Genomic DNA, 14611 nt, shown 5'->3' on the forward strand with positions numbered 1-14611 from the left:
AGAATTTTTTTAGGCTGCGAACAGAATTGCCTAACATCTGCTTGCGCGGTGTTGCGCGAGCGACGCGGAAGATGAACGGGCGTTAAGTTTTCCGTGGCAGCGCGCGCGTCTGTCGCGCGCGAGGCGCGTCAGCCGCGCTTGGTGAAGGGCTCGACGCGCTGAGCCGCGCGGATGAAGGCGGTCATCACGAGCACGCCGAGCGCGAACAGCACGGCCTGCAGGATGTGCGTGCCCTGATCGCCGAGCCCGAACAGGATCGCGAGCGCCCAGCCGCCGGCGAACGCCGCGCCGAACACTTCGGCACCGATCAGGATGGCGGCGCTGATGACGGTGATGACGCTGGGCCAGACGATCTGACGGGAAGACGAGGAAGGCGCGTTCATGAGCTCAAGGGGTCCCTAGGCTTCGAGGGCCGCAATCTCCCCGAAAAGGCGGCCGGGAGCAAGGCCAAATGGCCCAAAAAAGCCCCATCGCATGCTATAGCTGGCCGCCACAATCGAGCCATGAAAACCGGGACTTGCGATGTCAGAACCCCGCCAAAATACGGACTCCGAGATCAATCCGCTGCTGAAGGCCTGGGTGACGCCGTTTGCGACCCCGCCCTTCGACGAGATCAAGCCGGAGCACTTCCTGCCGGCCTTCGAGCAGGCCTTTGCCGACCACTCCGCCGAGATCGCGGCGATCACCAATGATCCGGCCGCGCCCGACTTCGCCAACACCATCACGGCGCTGGAGCGCTCCGGCAAGCTGCTGAGCAAGGTCGCGGCCGTGTTCTACGACCTCGTCTCGGCGCATTCCAATCCGGCCATCCTGGAGATCGACAAGGAAGTCTCCTTGCGGATGGCGCGGCACTGGAATCCGATCGTGATGAATGCCGTGCTGTTTGGTCGCATCGCCCAGCTGCACGAGAACCGCGCCAATCTCGGTCTGTCACCCGAGCAGCTCCGCCTCTTGGAACGCACCTATACCCGCTTCCACCGCGCCGGTGCCGGCCTCACCGAGGAGGCCAAGACGCGGATGGCCGAGATCAACGAGAGGCTCGCCCAACTCGGCACCAGCTTCAGCCATCATCTGCTCGGCGACGAGCAGGATTGGGTCATGGAGCTCGGGGAGGCCGACCGCCAGGGCCTGCCGGAGAGCTTCGTCGCCGCCGCCAAGGCTGCGGCCGAAGAGCGCGGCATGGCAGGCAAGGCCATCGTCACGCTGTCGCGGTCCTCGGTCGAGACCTTCCTGAAGAGCTCGGCCCGCCGCGACCTGCGCGAGAAGGTCTACAAGGCCTTCATCGCCCGCGGCGACAACGGCAATGCCAACGACAACAACGGAGCCATCGTCGAGATCCTGAAGCTGCGCGAGGAGAGCGCGAACCTCTTGGGCTATCCGACCTACGCCGCCTACCGGCTCGAGGATTCCATGGCCAAGACGCCGGACGCGGTGCGGGGCCTGCTGGAGCGGGTCTGGAAGCCGGCGCGCGCCCGGGCGCTCGCCGACCGTGACGAGATGCAGGCGCTGATCACGACGGAGGGCGGCAATTTCAAGCTCGCTCCCTGGGATTGGCGCTTCTACGCCGAGAAGCTGCGCCTGCAGCGCGCCAATTTCGACGATTCCGCGATCAAGCCCTATCTGTCGCTCGACCACATGATCGAAGCCGCCTTCGACTGCGCCACGCGGCTGTTCGGCGTCACCTTCGAGGAGCGCAAGGACGTTCCGGTCTGGCATCCCGACGTCCGGGTCTGGGAGATGAAGGGAAGGGACGGCCAGCACAAGGCGCTGTTCTACGGCGACTATTTCGCCCGGCCGTCGAAGCGCTCCGGCGCCTGGATGACCTCGCTGCGCGACCAGCAGAAGCTCGACGGCGAGGTCGCTCCGCTAGTCCTCAACATCTGCAACTTCGCCAAGGGCGCCGATGGCGAGCCCTGCCTGCTGTCGCCCGACGATGCCCGCACCCTGTTCCACGAGTTCGGCCACGGCCTGCACGGTATGCTCTCCAACGTGACCTACCCGTCGCTGTCTGGCACCTCCGTCTTCACCGACTTCGTCGAGCTGCCATCGCAGCTCTACGAGCACTGGCAGGAGCGGCCCGAGGTGCTGCAGAAGTTCGCCCGTCACTACCAGACCGGCGAGCCGCTGCCCGACGACCTGCTGCAGCGTTTCCTTGCCGCGCGAAAGTTCAACCAGGGCTTTGCCACGGTCGAGTTCGTCTCCTCGGCCCTGATCGACCTCGAGTTCCACACCCAGCCGGCCGCTGCCGCGCAGGACGTCCGCGCCTTCGAGAAGAAGGAGTTGGAGAAGATCGGCATGCCCGAGGAGATCGCGCTGCGTCACCGTCCCACGCAGTTCGGTCACATCTTCACCGGCGACCATTATGCCGCGGGCTATTACAGCTACATGTGGTCGGAGGTGATGGACGCCGACGCCTTCGGCGCGTTCGAGGAGGCCGGGGACATCTTCGATGCCGCCGTCGCCAAGCGCCTGCACGACGACATCTATTCGAGCGGTGGATCGCTCGATCCGGAAGCGGCCTATGAGGCCTTCCGCGGCCGCCCGCCGGAGCCGGACGCGCTGCTGCGCCGCCGCGGCCTGCTCGACGACGCCAAGGCGGCCTGATGGGCATGCGGGCACTGATCGGATGGCTGCTCGCCGCCGGCCTGTCACTCGTGGCGGGCACGGCGAGCGCGCATCCGCATGTCTGGATCACAGCGACCAGCGAGCTGCTCTATGCTGCTGACGGCAGCATCACCGGCGTCCGCCATGCCTGGACATTCGACGACATGTTTTCGAGTTATGCGGTGCAGGGGCTCGAGAGCAAGACCAAGGGCGCCTATACGCGCGAGGAGCTCGGCCCGCTGGCACAGACCAATGTCGAGTCGCTGAAGGAATATGCCTACTTCACCTTTGCGCGAGCCGACGGCAAGAAGGAACGATTCCAGGAGCCGGTCGACTATTTCCTCGACTACAAGGACAGCGTGCTGACCCTGCACTTCACGCTGCCGCTGAAGAACCCGGTCAAGCCGAAGCAATTGGTGCTCGAAGTGTTCGACCGTTCCTTCTTCATCGATTTCCAGATGGCCAAGGACAATCCGGTCAAGCTGGTCGGCGCGCCCGCGGGCTGCCAGATGAAGCTTGATCGTCCCAGCGACGGCACCGCGACCGCGCAGAAGCTCAACGAGCAGACCTTCATGAGCGGCGAGAACACCAATTTCGGCATGATGTTCGCCAACAAGATCACGGTGGATTGCCCTTGAAGCCGCAACTCCCTCCGCTCGCGCGCGGGCTGCTCGCCTGCGCCGCCGTCCTGCTGACGGTCGGCCTGGCCGACGCCGCGCTGCACGATCTCCTCGCGCAAAACCCGTTTGGTGCGCCCCGCCCGGCGCAGGCCGCCGCGCCCGAATCCAGCGGCATCATCGGCTGGCTCGTGGCAAAGCAGTCGGAATTCTATCGGCAGATGTCGTCCACGATCCGCGCCGCGAAGTCCGACGGCTCTGCGGTGTGGACGCTGCTGTTCATCTCGTTTGCCTACGGCATCTTCCATGCCGCCGGCCCCGGCCATGGCAAGGCGGTGATCGCCTCCTATCTCGTCGCCAACCGCGAGACCGCCCGGCGCGGCATCGCGCTGTCGTTTGCCTCGGCGCTGATGCAGTCGCTGGTCGCGATCCTCATCGTTGGCATCTCGGCCTGGGTCCTGAATGCGACCGCCAAGACCATGTGCAAGGCGGAAGGGGTGATCGAGATCGCGAGCTACGCCCTGATCGCGCTGTTCGGGCTGCGCCTCGTCTGGGTCAAGGGCCGCACCTTCATCCGGGCGCTGCAGACGGCCCAGCCGGTGCCGGCGATCGCCGGCGTGCCGCACCACCATGATCATCATCATGATGCCCACGATCATCATGGTCATGATCACCATCACCACGATCACGGTCATGCGCACGCCCATGCCCATCACGGCCATGACCACGTCCATGACGAGCATTGCGGCCATTCCCACGGTCCGACGCCGAGCGAGCTCGCCGGCCCCGGCGGGTGGCGGCGTGGCTTTGCCGCGATCCTCACCGTCGGCATCCGTCCCTGCTCCGGCGCCATCCTGGTGCTGGTGTTCGCGCTCGCCCAGGGCCTGTTCTGGGCCGGCATTGCCGCGACCCTCCTGATGGGGCTCGGCACCGCGATCACGGTCGCGGCCATCGCCGTTATCGCCGTTTCCGCCAAGGACATCGCCGCCCGCCTCAGCGCCGGGCGCGACGGCGGCGGCGCGCTGTTCATGCGCGGCATCGAATTCGCGGCCGCAGGCGTCGTGCTGCTGTTCGGCGCGGGCCTCTTGCTCGGCTACATCGCGGCTGAACGGACGACGTGTTTCTGAGCTCTTCTCCTCTCCCCTTGTGGGAGAGGGTGGCTCGCCGCATAGCGGCGAGACCGGTGAGGGGTCTCCCTCCACGGATGAGCGTCTCGCAGGCGAGCTTGCCGATAGAACCCCTCATCCGGCGCTTCGCGCCACCTTCTCCCGTTCTCCCGCAAGGGAACGTCACACCGGCAGGAACCGCTTCAAGGCCGGCATGAAAAAGATCCCGAGATTGATCGCAAAGCCGACGCTCCAGAGGATCGAGCGCAGCGTCGGGCGGTTGCCGAGATAGGTCAGCACATAGGCGAGGCGGACGATGAGGAAGAGGGCCGCGAGCTCGTCGATCAGCCGCTGCGGCGAATCTCTGTATTCGGCGAGCAGGACCGCGAAGGCGAAGAACGGGAAGGTCTCGATGCCGTTCTGGTGCGCGCCGAGCGCGCGCTGCGACAGTGCGTCCTCATAGAAGGCAGGATCGCGCGGCCGGGAATTGTCGAAGCGGCGAAACCTGATCCATTTGACCGCGGCGATCGTAGACAGATAGAGCAGCAGCGCCCCAAAGACGCACCATTCCGCGAGTGTCATCTTCTTTCCCCCGCCTGGGTGCGACCCTATCGAAATCGGCCTCATCTTGACAAGTTCGGACCAACGCGCGACCCACACAGCCATGACCAGCGTCGTCCCCATCGAGACCGCAAGACCAGCAGCCCTATCCGCCTTGCCGCGCGTTGGCGTGCTCCTGATCAATCTCGGAACGCCCGACACCGCCGATGCGCCGGGCGTGCGGGTCTATCTCAAGGAGTTCCTCAGTGACGCCCGCGTCATAGAGGACCAGGGCCTGATCTGGAAAGCCGTGCTGAACGGCATCATCCTGCGCAGCCGCCCCCGCACCAAGGCGCTGGACTATCAGAAGATATGGAACACCGAGAAGAACGAGTCGCCGCTGAAGACCATCACGCGGTCGCAAGCCGACAAGCTCGCCGCCGCACTGTCGGACCGCGCCCACGTCGTGGTGGACTGGGCGATGCGCTACGGCAATCCTTCGATCAAGTCGGGTATCGATGCGCTGATCGCCAAAGGCTGCGAGCGCATCCTGGCGGTCCCGCTCTATCCGCAATATTCCGCCTCGACCTCGGCGACGGTCTGCGACGAAGTGTTCCGCGTGCTCGCCCGCCTGCGCAACCAGCCGACGCTGCGGGTGACGCCGCCTTATTACGAGGACGCCGCCTATATCGAGGCGCTCGCGAGCTCGATCGAGACCCATCTGGCGAGCCTGCCGTTCACGCCGGAGCTGATCGTGGCGTCCTTCCACGGCATGCCGAAATCCTATGTCGACAACGGCGATCCCTATCAGCAGCACTGCATTGCCACCACGCAAGCGCTGCGCCGCCGGCTCGGCATGGACGAGACGAAGCTGCTGCTGACCTTCCAGTCGCGCTTCGGCAATGCCGAGTGGCTTCAGCCCTACACCGACAAGACGATGGAGCGGCTCGCGAAGGAAGGCGTGCGCCGCATCGCGGTGGTGACGCCCGGCTTTTCCGCCGACTGCCTGGAGACGCTGGAAGAGATCGCGCAGGAGAACGCCGAGATATTCAAGCACAATGGCGGCGAAGCATTTTCCGCGATCCCCTGCCTCAACGACAGCGAGCCCGGGATGGATGTAATCCGCACCCTGGTGCTGCGCGAGCTCCAGGGCTGGATCTAGTTCCGTGAATCGCCGCGAGCTCCTGACGCTTGGGATGATCGCGGCGCTGCCGGCGCCGGTGCTGGCGCAGCAGCCGAACGCGCTGCGCCGGCTCGGCGTGCTCTCGGTCACGGCTGCCGATGATGCGATCGGCCGCACGCGCAGCATGGTCCTGGTCGAGGCGCTCGCCGGCCTTGGCTGGAAGGAGCGCGACAACCTCAAGGTCCACTGGCGCAGCGGCGGCGGTGACCGCGCCCGCATCGCGCAGCTGGCCGATGAGCTGATTGCGCTCAAGCCCGACATCCTGCTCGCGGTCGGTACGCCCTCGGTCGAGGAGCTGCGCCGGCGCACCACGACGATCCCGATCGTGTTCGCCGTCGTCACCGATCCCGTCAGCCAGGGCTTTGTCGAAAACCTCGCGCATCCCGGCGGCAACGTCACCGGCTTCACCGATTACGACGGCCCCCTGGCCGGCAAATGGCTGGAGATGCTGACGCAGGTCACGCCGAAAGTGTCCCGCGTTGCCGTCGTCTACAATCCCGCCACCGCGCCGTTCGCACCGCTGATGCTGCGCACCATCGAGGATGCGGCCCGGACCCTTCACGTGACGGTCGAGCCCGCGCCGGTGCATGACACAGCCTCGATCGTGGCGCTGGCCTCGCGGAAGGCCGACGGGCTGCTCGTCCTGCCTGACTTCTTCACCATGGCCAACCGCGCGCACCTTCTGGCGGCCATTGCGCAGGCGCGCGTGCCCGCGGTGTTCTGGAGCCGTGCTTTCGTCGAGGAAGGCGGGCTGATGTCCTACAGCACCGACAGCACCGAGCAGCTCCGCCGCGCCGCCTCCTACGTCGACCGTATCCTGAAGGGAGCGCTGGCGGCCGACTTGCCGGTCCAGAATCCCACCAAGTTCGAGCTCGCGATCAACCTCAAGACGGCGAAGTCTCTGGGTGTCACGCTGTCGCCGGATCTGCTCGCACTCGCCGACGACGTCATCGAGTAACGTCGTCTGCGGCGGGGCTGGCCGGAATTCGTTAATTTTCCCGCTAGGTCTGCGCCTGCCCGCTTTCAAGAGCCAGCCCGCAAATACATATCGAGACCATTCCCTGCCTTGGACGCCTTGTGCGGAATTGCGCCGATACCGACGTGAATTGCGACCGCTGAACCGGTAGGGTTACGCTCCCGACCAATGACAGCGCGGGAAAGGCCTTTTCCCGGCTTCTTTCCCGCCTTGGAGGAAATATGAGCGGTTTCGACATTTTCGCGATTGTTCTGGTCTTGCTCGTCATCGTCACGCTGCTGGCCGGCGTGAAGACGGTGCCGCAGGGCTATGACTGGACCATCGAGCGCTTCGGCAAATACACCCAGACGCTCAGCCCCGGCCTCAATCTGATCGTGCCCTATTTCGATCGCGTCGGGCGCAAGATCAACATGATGGAGCAGGTGATCGACATTCCCGAGCAGGAGGTCATCACCAAGGACAACGCGACCGTGACGGTGGACGGCGTCGCCTTCTACCAGGTGTTCGACGCGGCCAAGGCGAGCTACGAGGTCTCCAACCTGACGCAGGCCATCACCGTGCTGACCATGACCAATATCCGCTCGGTGATGGGCGCGATGGATCTCGACCAGGTGCTGTCGCATCGCGACGAGATCAACGAGCGCCTGCTCCGCGTCGTGGATGCCGCGGTCTCGCCCTGGGGGTTGAAGGTCAACCGCATCGAGATCAAGGATATCGTGCCGCCAGCCGATCTCGTCGAAGCCATGGGCCGTCAGATGAAGGCCGAGCGCGTCAAGCGCGCCGACATCCTCGCCGCCGAAGGCCAGCGCCAGTCGGAGATCCTGCGCGCCGAGGGCGCCAAGCAGGGCCAGATCCTGCAGGCGGAGGGCCGCAAGGAAGCCGCGTTCCGCGACGCCGAGGCCCGCGAGCGTTCTGCGGAGGCGGAAGCGAAGGCCACCCAGATGGTGAGCGAAGCCATTTCCAAGGGCGACGTCGCCGCGTTGAACTATTTCATCGCCGACAAGTATATCAAGGCGTTCGGCCAGTTCGCGGAAGCGCCGAACCAGAAGATCATCATGCTGCCGATCGAAGCCACGAGCATGCTCGGTTCGCTCGCCGGCATCGGCGAGATCGCCAAGGCGACGTTCGGCGAGAGCGCGGCTTCTGCGGCTGCCGCCGCTCGCCGCCCCGGCTCCGTGCCGCCGACCGGCAGCACGCCGCCGGCGGTGCCGCCGCGGCAGGGATAGTCACCGGCGTGCCTCTCCGACAGGGGCGCGCACCATGATAGAAGGTCGTGTCATGACCGACATGTTCGTATCGCTCGGCACCTGGAACTGGTTGATCTTCGGCTTCATCCTGATGGCGCTGGAAGTGCTGGCGCCGGGCATCTTCCTGTTCTGGCTCGGGCTCGCCGCGCTGCTGGTGGGATTGATCTCGTTTACGGTCGTCATATCGTGGCAGATCCAGCTCGTGATGTTCGCGGTGTTCGCGGCCGCCGCCGTGCCGGTGTGGAGGCGCCTCGCCCGGCCGAAGCCGGACGCGAGCGCCAGCCCCTTCCTCAACAAGCGCACCGAGGCCTTGCTCGGGCGCGAGTTCACTTTGGAGAAGCCGATCATCGACGGCTCAGGCACCGTGCGCATCGGCGATACCGTGTGGCGTGTCGCCGGTCCCGACACGCCGGCGGGCACGCGGGTGAAGGTGGTACAGGTGGATGGTGCGAACCTGACCGTCGCCGCGGCGTGATCGCTCTCACCCTCCAGGGGAGGGTAAGAGAAGCGCTATCTCTTCCACTTCTCCGCGAACCGGTGCAGCGGCATGACCATCTCGCACAATTCCCGCCCGAGCGGCGTCAGCCCGTAACCTCCGGCATCGCCAAGCTCGACGAAGCCCGCCTCACGCAGCTCCATTAGCCGCGTCTGCAGCACCGTCGGTGAGGCTTCGTCGCAGGCGGTGCGCAGCGCGCGGGAGGTGAGAGGGCCTTCGCGTAACTCCCACAGGATCCGCAAGCTCCAGCGCCGGCCGAGCAGGTCGAGCAGCGCCATGATCGGCCGGCCCGTGCGCGATCCCCGCACCGGACGCGTCGTCGTGCCTGCTTGCCTGGCCATCGTCACCCTCTTGCGAATTGCTACAAATAATGTAGCGTGTTGCTACGGTAATTGTAGCAACGAAAGACAGCGCATGTCCCAATCCTCGCCGCGCATTGCGCCGCTCACCCCGCCTTATCCCCCGGAGATAAAGGCGCAGTTCGACCGCATCATGCGCGGTGCGCCGCCTTTGACGCTGTTCCAGGTGATGGCGCGCCACGGCCGCGCCTGGGACAAGTTTCGTGCCGCCGGCCTGCTTGATCCCGGTCCGCTGTCGCTGCGCCAGCGCGAGATCGTCATCGACCGCACCTGCGCGCTGAACAGGTGCGAATATGAATGGGGCGTGCATGTCGCGATCTTCGCCGGGCCGGCGAAGATGACCGAGGACGAGGTACGTGCGACCGTACAAGGCGATGCGAGCTCGGCCTGCTGGTCCCCGGCCGAGCAGGCACTGATCGCAGCCGTCGACGCGCTGCACACCCGCGCGACGCTCGATGACGCCGAGTTCGCCGCGCTGTCGGCGCATTATGACGAGGCGCAGATCCTGGAGATCATGCTGCTGTGCGGATTCTATCGCACGGTGTCGTACCTGGCGAATGGGCTGCGGCTGCCGCTGGAGGAGAACGCGGCAAGATTTCCAGGATAAGTCTCTCCCCGTCATTGCGAGGAGCGCCTTTCCCCCCTCGTCATTCCCGGGCACGCGAAGCGTGAACCCGGAAATCCATCGTGCAGCGTCCACCGAGATAAATGGATTCCGGGCTCGCGCCCAAGCAGGCGCGCCCCGGAATGACGGCGGAGAGAAACGGGCCTGCCTTAAGCCACTCCCGCCCGCAGCAGATCGTGCAGGTGCACGATGCCCACCACCTTGCCGGCCTCGGTCACGACCAGCGTCGTGATCTTGCGGGTGTTCAGCACCTCGATCATCTCGGTCGCGAGCATCGAGGGCGGCACCGTTTTCGGCTGCCGGGTCATGATGTCGTCGACCGATGCCGTCAGCAGGTCGGGACGCATGTGGCGGCGCAGATCGCCGTCGGTGATGATGCCGACGGCCTCGTTCGCCTCGTTGACAATGCAGACGCACCCCAAACCCTTGGCCGACATCTCGACCACGGCCTCCGACATCGCGGTGCCCTCGGGCTTGACCGGGATTTCCGCGCCCGTGCGCATGTAGTCGCGGACGAATTTCAGCATCGCGCCCAGCTTGCCGCCGGGATGGAAATGCGCGAATTCGAGCGCGGTGAAGCCGCGGCCTTCGAGCAACGCGATCGCGAGCGCATCGCCGATCGCAGCCTGCATCAGCGTCGACGTCGTCGGCGCCAGATTGTGCGGGCAGGCCTCGCGCGCCCTCGGCAGCTCGATCACGATGTCGGCCGCTTGTCCCAGCGAGGATCCAGCGTTCGACGTCACCGCGATCATGGGAATCGCAAAGCGCGCCGAATAGTTCACGAGGTTCTTCATCTCCGGCTGCTCGCCGGACCAGGACAGCGCCATGATGACGTCGTCGGTGGTGATCATGCCGAGGTCGCCATGGCCGGCTTCGGCCGCATGCACGAAGAAGGCGGGCGTGCCGGTCGAGGCCAATGTCGCCGCGATCTTGCGCCCCATATGGCCTGACTTGCCGAGCCCGGTGACGATGACGCGGCCCTTGGCGTTGCGGATCAGGTCGACCGCCCTGGCGAAGGTCTCGCCCAGCGGGCCGCGCAGGGCGGCTGCGAGCGCGTTGATGCCGCCGCTCTCCGTCTCCAGGGTGCGGAGCGCGGATTCGACGCTGTCGGGGATGGGGCCGGATGATGCGGTCATCAGCGGTTTCGAGCTCGGCATGTTTTCGTCCAGGGAAGGGTAGGGCGTTCGCCCGTTGGCGCCTGCTTAGCACGGCCCGGGCAGGGAGGCGACGCGCCGGCCGCGGCCCTCAACGGGTCATTAACCATAATTGTTTTAACTCCATTAACGATGGTTCCCGCCAGCCGGTGGGGACGATCGTGAAAGTGTTTGATTTCGTTGGAGTTATTCCATCGTGGGGTCGTCTCCAGGCACCGGCCGGAGCAAGCGCGCGCTCATTCTGCGCGCGGCTTTGCCGTGTCTTGTCCCCTGTCTTGCGCTGACGACCCTCGGAAGTGCCCCCGCGGCCGCCCAGAGCCTCACGCCCGACCTGTTCAATCCCAACCGTGGCGGCTTCGCTTCGCCCGAGACGCTGCCGACGCGCCGCACGGCGGGCGTGCCGCAGGCGCCGTCGGATGCGCTGCCGGCGCTGCCAGACCCCAACGCCGATCCGCGCAAGCGGCAGCAAACGCCGGCGACCTCGCGCATCGGCCAGGTCCCGACATATGGATTGCCCGCCGCGAGCGGCGCGAGCAGCTCCGGCTACGACGCCCTCAACCGCAAGCGGCAGCAACCCAAGCTCTATCCCGGCCAGCCGAAGCCGAAGCGCGCGGCCGGTCCCGGCTCGCCGGCGCCGACCACAGCGCCGCCGCCGTCCACGCTCGGCCTGCCGAAGATTGCACCGCCGCCATCGGCGTCCGCAAACAAGTCACCCGTGCCTGCGGCGATGGCGGGCACCGTGCCCGGCCAACCGCTGCGCCGCCGCCTCAAGGCCGATGACGATCCGTTCGGAGCCGTCGGCGATTATGCCGGCAGCTTCCTGATCAAGGGCGGGCTCGAGCTCTCCGCCGGCTACGACACCAACCCGACGCGTCTGAACAAGCCGGTCGGCTCCCCGGTCTACGTCGTCGCACCGGATCTCCTTGTGGTGTCCGATTGGGAGCGCCACGCGCTGGTCGCTGACCTGCGCGGCTCGTTCTCAGGCTACACCACCAACATGCCGGCGACGATCAACGGCTTTGCCTCGCCTTCGCCGGTCGAGGCCGATCGCCCCGACTTCACCGGCCATGTCGACGGCCGGCTCGACGTCGACCGCGATCTCAAGCTGACCTCGCAGCTGCGCCTGCGCCTCGCCACCGACAATCCCGGCAGCCCCAACGTGCAAGCCGGCCTGCAGAAATATCCTGTCTACGCCGCCTACGGCACGACGGTCGGCTTCGACCAGACCTTCAATCGTTTCCAGGTCGCCGCCGGAGCCACAATCGATCGCACCGCCTACACGGATTCGAGGCTCACCGACGGCTCGACCTTCAGCAACGACGACCGCAACTTCAATCAGTATGGCGGCGTGGGGCGCTTCTCCTACGATCTCAAGCCGGGCCTGAAGCCGTTCGTCGAGATCCAGGGCGACACCCGCGTCCACGACCAGGCCGCCGATCGCAACGGCTACTTCCGCGATTCCAACGGCGGCTATGCCAAGGTCGGCTCGTCCTTCGAATTCTCGCGCATCCTCACCGGCGAAATCTCCGTCGGCTATTCCGCGCGCAACTACACTGATCCGCGCCTGAGCCAGCTCGCAGGCTTCCTGACCACGGGCTCGCTGATCTGGAATGCGAGCGGCCTCACCACGGTGAAATTCTTCACCGACACGCAGATCGCCGAGACCACCGTGCCCGGCTCCTCCGGCGTTCTCGTGCGCACCTACTCCGCCGAAGTCGACCACGACTTCCGCCGCTGGCTCACCGCCGTCGGCAAGTTCACCTACGGCACGCTCGACTACCAGGGCCAGAACCGCAACGACAAGACCTACTCGTTCGAGAACAACCTGATCTACAAGCTCAACCGCAACATCTGGGTCAAGGGCACGCTGCGGCATGACATCCTGGATTCGAATGTCGCGGGGTCTAGCTCGCAGGGGACGGTGGTGATGCTCGGGGTGCGGTTGCAGAATTAGAGTCGCCTGCTGCGCAGCGCATTCAGCGCGATCACGATGCAAGGCACCGCTCTTTCCGCTGTCATTCCGGGGCGCGCGAAGCGCGAGCCCGGAATCCATTTAAACACCGACCCTGAGGCTCGATGGATTCCGGGCTCGCGCCAAGTGGCGCGCGCCGGAATGCCTACTCTACCGCGGCAGATCCGTCTTCCCCATCAGGAACGTATCGATCGACCGTGCACACAGCCGGCCCTCGCGGATCGCCCACACCACGAGCGACTGCCCCCGCCGCATGTCGCCGGCGGTGAACACGTTCGGGCGCGAGGTCTGGTAGTCTAGCGTGTTGGCCTTGACGTTGCCGCGCGGGTCGAGCTCGACCGAGAGCAGCTTGAGCAGGCCCTCGTGCACGGGGTGCACAAAACCCATCGCGAGCAGGACGAGTTCGGCGTCGAGTTCGAACTCGGTGCCGGCAATCGGCTTGAACTTGTCGTCGACGTGCACGCAGTGCAGCTTCTTGACCTTGCCGTTCTCGCCGGAGAACTTCTGGGTCAGCACCGCGTATTCGCGCACCGCGCCTTCGGCCTGGCTGGACGAGGTCCGCATCTTCAGCGGCCAGTTCGGCCAGGTCAGGCCCTTGTTCTCGCGCTCAGGGGGAGCGGGCATGATCTCGAGTTGGGTTACCGACAGCGCGCCCTGGCGCAGCGAGGTGCCGATACAGTCGCTTCCGGTGTCGCCGCCGCCGATGACGACGACGTGCTTGCCGCCGGCCAAAATCTCCTGGACGCCGCCGAGCGGCTCCTCGGAGACGCGGCGGTTCTGCTGCGGCAGGAAGTCCATGGCGTAGTGAATGCCGGACAGCTCGCGGCCGGGGATCGGCAGGTCGCGCGGGGCTTCCGCGCCGCCGGTCAGCGCCACGGCGTCGTACTCGTTGAGCATCTCGCGCGGATCGACATTGCCGTCGGCGCCGACATGGCTGTTGTAGTGGAAGGTGACGCCTTCGCCTTCCATCTGCTTGACGCGGCGGTCGATGACGCCCTTCTCCATCTTGAAGTCGGGGATGCCATAACGCAGCAGGCCGCCGGCCTTGGCGTACTTCTCGAACAAGTGCACGTCGTGGCCGGCGCGCGCGAGCTGCTGCGCGCAGGCCATGCCGGCCGGGCCCGAGCCGATCACGGCGACCTTCTTGCCGGTCTTGACGGCTGCGACCTCAGGCTTCAGCCAGCCATTGTCCCAGGCGCGGTCGACGATCGCGCATTCGATGGTCTTGATGGTGACCGGGTTGTCGTCGATGTTGAGCGTGCAGGACGCTTCGCACGGCGCAGGACAGATGCGCCCCGTGAACTCCGGGAAATTGTTGGTCGAGTGCAGGTTGCGCGAGGCCTCTTCCCAATTGCCCTGATAGACGAGGTCGTTCCAGTCGGGGATCTGGTTGTTGACCGGGCAGCCGGGCGTGCCGGGCGCCACCGAGCCGGTGCCGTGGCAATAGGGAATGCCGCAATTCATGCAACGCGCGGCCTGGTCGCGCACCTCTTTCTCGGAGAGGGGAACGACGAATTCCTTGTAATGCTTCACGCGCTCGGCGACCGGGGTGTACTTGCGGTCGCGCCGTTCGATTTCGAGAAAACCCGTGATCTTGCCCATTAAACCCGAAGTCCCTGCCGCTTAGGTTTCTTTTCCGTCGTTCCGGGATGCGCGCGCCGCGCGCTGACCCGGAACCTGGAGGTTATCTTTGCGAGATTCCGGGTTCGCGCTTCGCGCGCCCCGGAATGAC

At 65.7% G+C, this 14611-nt stretch carries 14 protein-coding genes; 9 read left to right on the plus strand and 5 right to left on the minus strand.

Annotated elements, in window-relative coordinates; genetic code table 11:
* Window positions 1-128 precede the first annotated feature (128 nt).
* Window positions 129-383, minus strand: coding sequence for a hypothetical protein (locus XH83_RS04845; RefSeq protein ID WP_106949259.1), 255 nt, complete (start codon window positions 381-383; stop codon window positions 129-131).
* Window positions 384-522: 139 nt separating this feature from the next.
* Between XH83_RS04845 and XH83_RS04850 the strand changes: the two genes are divergently transcribed.
* From XH83_RS04850 to XH83_RS04860, 3 genes are read left to right on the plus strand one after another with little or no spacing between them, the layout of a single operon-like run.
* Window positions 523-2604, plus strand: a complete 2082-nt coding sequence (locus XH83_RS04850; RefSeq protein WP_194405920.1) for a M3 family metallopeptidase — start codon at window positions 523-525, stop codon at window positions 2602-2604.
* Window positions 2604-3242 carry a DUF1007 family protein gene (locus XH83_RS04855; RefSeq protein WP_194405921.1) on the plus strand — a complete coding sequence of 213 codons (639 nt, stop codon included), beginning with the start codon at window positions 2604-2606 and terminating at the stop codon, window positions 3240-3242. Before XH83_RS04850 ends, XH83_RS04855 begins: the two co-directional genes overlap by 1 nt.
* Window positions 3239-4348, plus strand: coding sequence for a nickel/cobalt transporter (locus XH83_RS04860; protein ID WP_194405922.1), 1110 nt, complete (start codon window positions 3239-3241; stop codon window positions 4346-4348). The genes XH83_RS04855 and XH83_RS04860 overlap by 4 nt, the downstream gene beginning before the upstream one ends.
* A gap of 162 nt (window positions 4349-4510) precedes the next feature.
* Here XH83_RS04860 and XH83_RS04865 read toward each other — a convergent pair whose 3' ends face one another.
* Window positions 4511-4909 (minus strand): MAPEG family protein, encoded by a 399-nt coding sequence (locus XH83_RS04865; RefSeq protein ID WP_194405923.1) that lies wholly within the window; start codon window positions 4907-4909, stop codon window positions 4511-4513.
* Between the two features lie 82 nt (window positions 4910-4991).
* Here XH83_RS04865 and hemH point away from each other — a divergent pair, with 82 nt between their 5' ends.
* The 4 genes from hemH (at window position 4992) to XH83_RS04885 (ending at window position 8748) form a co-directional block, all read left to right on the plus strand.
* Window positions 4992-6029 (plus strand): ferrochelatase, encoded by a 1038-nt coding sequence (gene hemH / locus XH83_RS04870; RefSeq protein ID WP_194405924.1) that lies wholly within the window; start codon window positions 4992-4994, stop codon window positions 6027-6029.
* A 4-nt stretch (window positions 6030-6033) separates the two neighbouring features.
* Window positions 6034-7008, plus strand: a complete 975-nt coding sequence (locus tag XH83_RS04875; protein WP_194405925.1) for an ABC transporter substrate-binding protein — start codon at window positions 6034-6036, stop codon at window positions 7006-7008.
* A 239-nt stretch (window positions 7009-7247) separates the two neighbouring features.
* Window positions 7248-8252, plus strand: coding sequence for an SPFH domain-containing protein (locus XH83_RS04880; RefSeq protein WP_194405926.1), 1005 nt, complete (start codon window positions 7248-7250; stop codon window positions 8250-8252).
* A 52-nt stretch (window positions 8253-8304) separates the two neighbouring features.
* The gene (locus tag XH83_RS04885) at window positions 8305-8748 is read left to right on the plus strand and encodes an NfeD family protein (RefSeq protein ID WP_194405927.1); all 444 of its coding nucleotides are present in this window, start codon (window positions 8305-8307) and stop codon (window positions 8746-8748) included.
* 35 nt (window positions 8749-8783) lie between these two features.
* Here XH83_RS04885 and XH83_RS04890 read toward each other — a convergent pair whose 3' ends face one another.
* A complete protein-coding gene (locus XH83_RS04890) occupies window positions 8784-9110 on the minus strand; it encodes a helix-turn-helix domain-containing protein (RefSeq protein ID WP_194405928.1) in 327 nt (108 codons plus the stop codon).
* A 73-nt stretch (window positions 9111-9183) separates the two neighbouring features.
* Here XH83_RS04890 and XH83_RS04895 point away from each other — a divergent pair, with 73 nt between their 5' ends.
* Window positions 9184-9735 carry a carboxymuconolactone decarboxylase family protein gene (locus XH83_RS04895; protein ID WP_194405929.1) on the plus strand — a complete coding sequence of 184 codons (552 nt, stop codon included), beginning with the start codon at window positions 9184-9186 and terminating at the stop codon, window positions 9733-9735.
* A gap of 167 nt (window positions 9736-9902) precedes the next feature.
* On the opposite strand, the gene XH83_RS04900 is transcribed toward XH83_RS04895, so the two are convergent.
* Window positions 9903-10910 (minus strand): SIS domain-containing protein, encoded by a 1008-nt coding sequence (locus XH83_RS04900; RefSeq protein ID WP_194405930.1) that lies wholly within the window; start codon window positions 10908-10910, stop codon window positions 9903-9905.
* Window positions 10911-11103: 193 nt separating this feature from the next.
* On the opposite strand from XH83_RS04900, the gene XH83_RS04905 reads away from it, so the two are divergent.
* Window positions 11104-12861, plus strand: a complete 1758-nt coding sequence (locus XH83_RS04905) for an outer membrane beta-barrel protein (protein WP_194405931.1) — start codon at window positions 11104-11106, stop codon at window positions 12859-12861.
* Window positions 12862-13029: 168 nt separating this feature from the next.
* Here XH83_RS04905 and XH83_RS04910 read toward each other — a convergent pair whose 3' ends face one another.
* Window positions 13030-14481, minus strand: a complete 1452-nt coding sequence (locus tag XH83_RS04910) for a glutamate synthase subunit beta (protein ID WP_194405932.1) — start codon at window positions 14479-14481, stop codon at window positions 13030-13032.
* Window positions 14482-14611 lie beyond the last annotated feature (130 nt).

The organism is Bradyrhizobium sp. CCBAU 53351, assembly GCF_015291745.1.
GTDB lineage: Bacteria > Pseudomonadota > Alphaproteobacteria > Rhizobiales > Xanthobacteraceae > Bradyrhizobium.

Excerpts from the sequence above, each read along its gene's own strand:
- XH83_RS04850 (WP_194405920.1), top strand. The coding sequence starts at position 523 with ATGTCAGAACCCCGCCAAAATACGGACTCCGAGATCAATCCGCTGCTG.
- XH83_RS04895 (WP_194405929.1), top strand. The coding sequence starts at position 9,184 with ATGTCCCAATCCTCGCCGCGCATTGCGCCGCTCACCCCGCCTTATCCC.
- hemH (WP_194405924.1), top strand. The coding sequence starts at position 4,992 with ATGACCAGCGTCGTCCCCATCGAGACCGCAAGACCAGCAGCCCTATCC.
- XH83_RS04910 (WP_194405932.1), bottom strand. The coding sequence starts at position 14,481 with ATGGGCAAGATCACGGGTTTTCTCGAAATCGAACGGCGCGACCGCAAG.
- XH83_RS04880 (WP_194405926.1), top strand. The coding sequence starts at position 7,248 with ATGAGCGGTTTCGACATTTTCGCGATTGTTCTGGTCTTGCTCGTCATC.
- XH83_RS04865 (WP_194405923.1), bottom strand. The coding sequence starts at position 4,909 with ATGACACTCGCGGAATGGTGCGTCTTTGGGGCGCTGCTGCTCTATCTG.
- XH83_RS04855 (WP_194405921.1), top strand. The coding sequence starts at position 2,604 with ATGGGCATGCGGGCACTGATCGGATGGCTGCTCGCCGCCGGCCTGTCA.
- XH83_RS04885 (WP_194405927.1), top strand. The coding sequence starts at position 8,305 with ATGACCGACATGTTCGTATCGCTCGGCACCTGGAACTGGTTGATCTTC.
- XH83_RS04900 (WP_194405930.1), bottom strand. The coding sequence starts at position 10,910 with ATGCCGAGCTCGAAACCGCTGATGACCGCATCATCCGGCCCCATCCCC.
- XH83_RS04890 (WP_194405928.1), bottom strand. The coding sequence starts at position 9,110 with ATGGCCAGGCAAGCAGGCACGACGACGCGTCCGGTGCGGGGATCGCGC.
- XH83_RS04845 (WP_106949259.1), bottom strand. The coding sequence starts at position 383 with ATGAACGCGCCTTCCTCGTCTTCCCGTCAGATCGTCTGGCCCAGCGTC.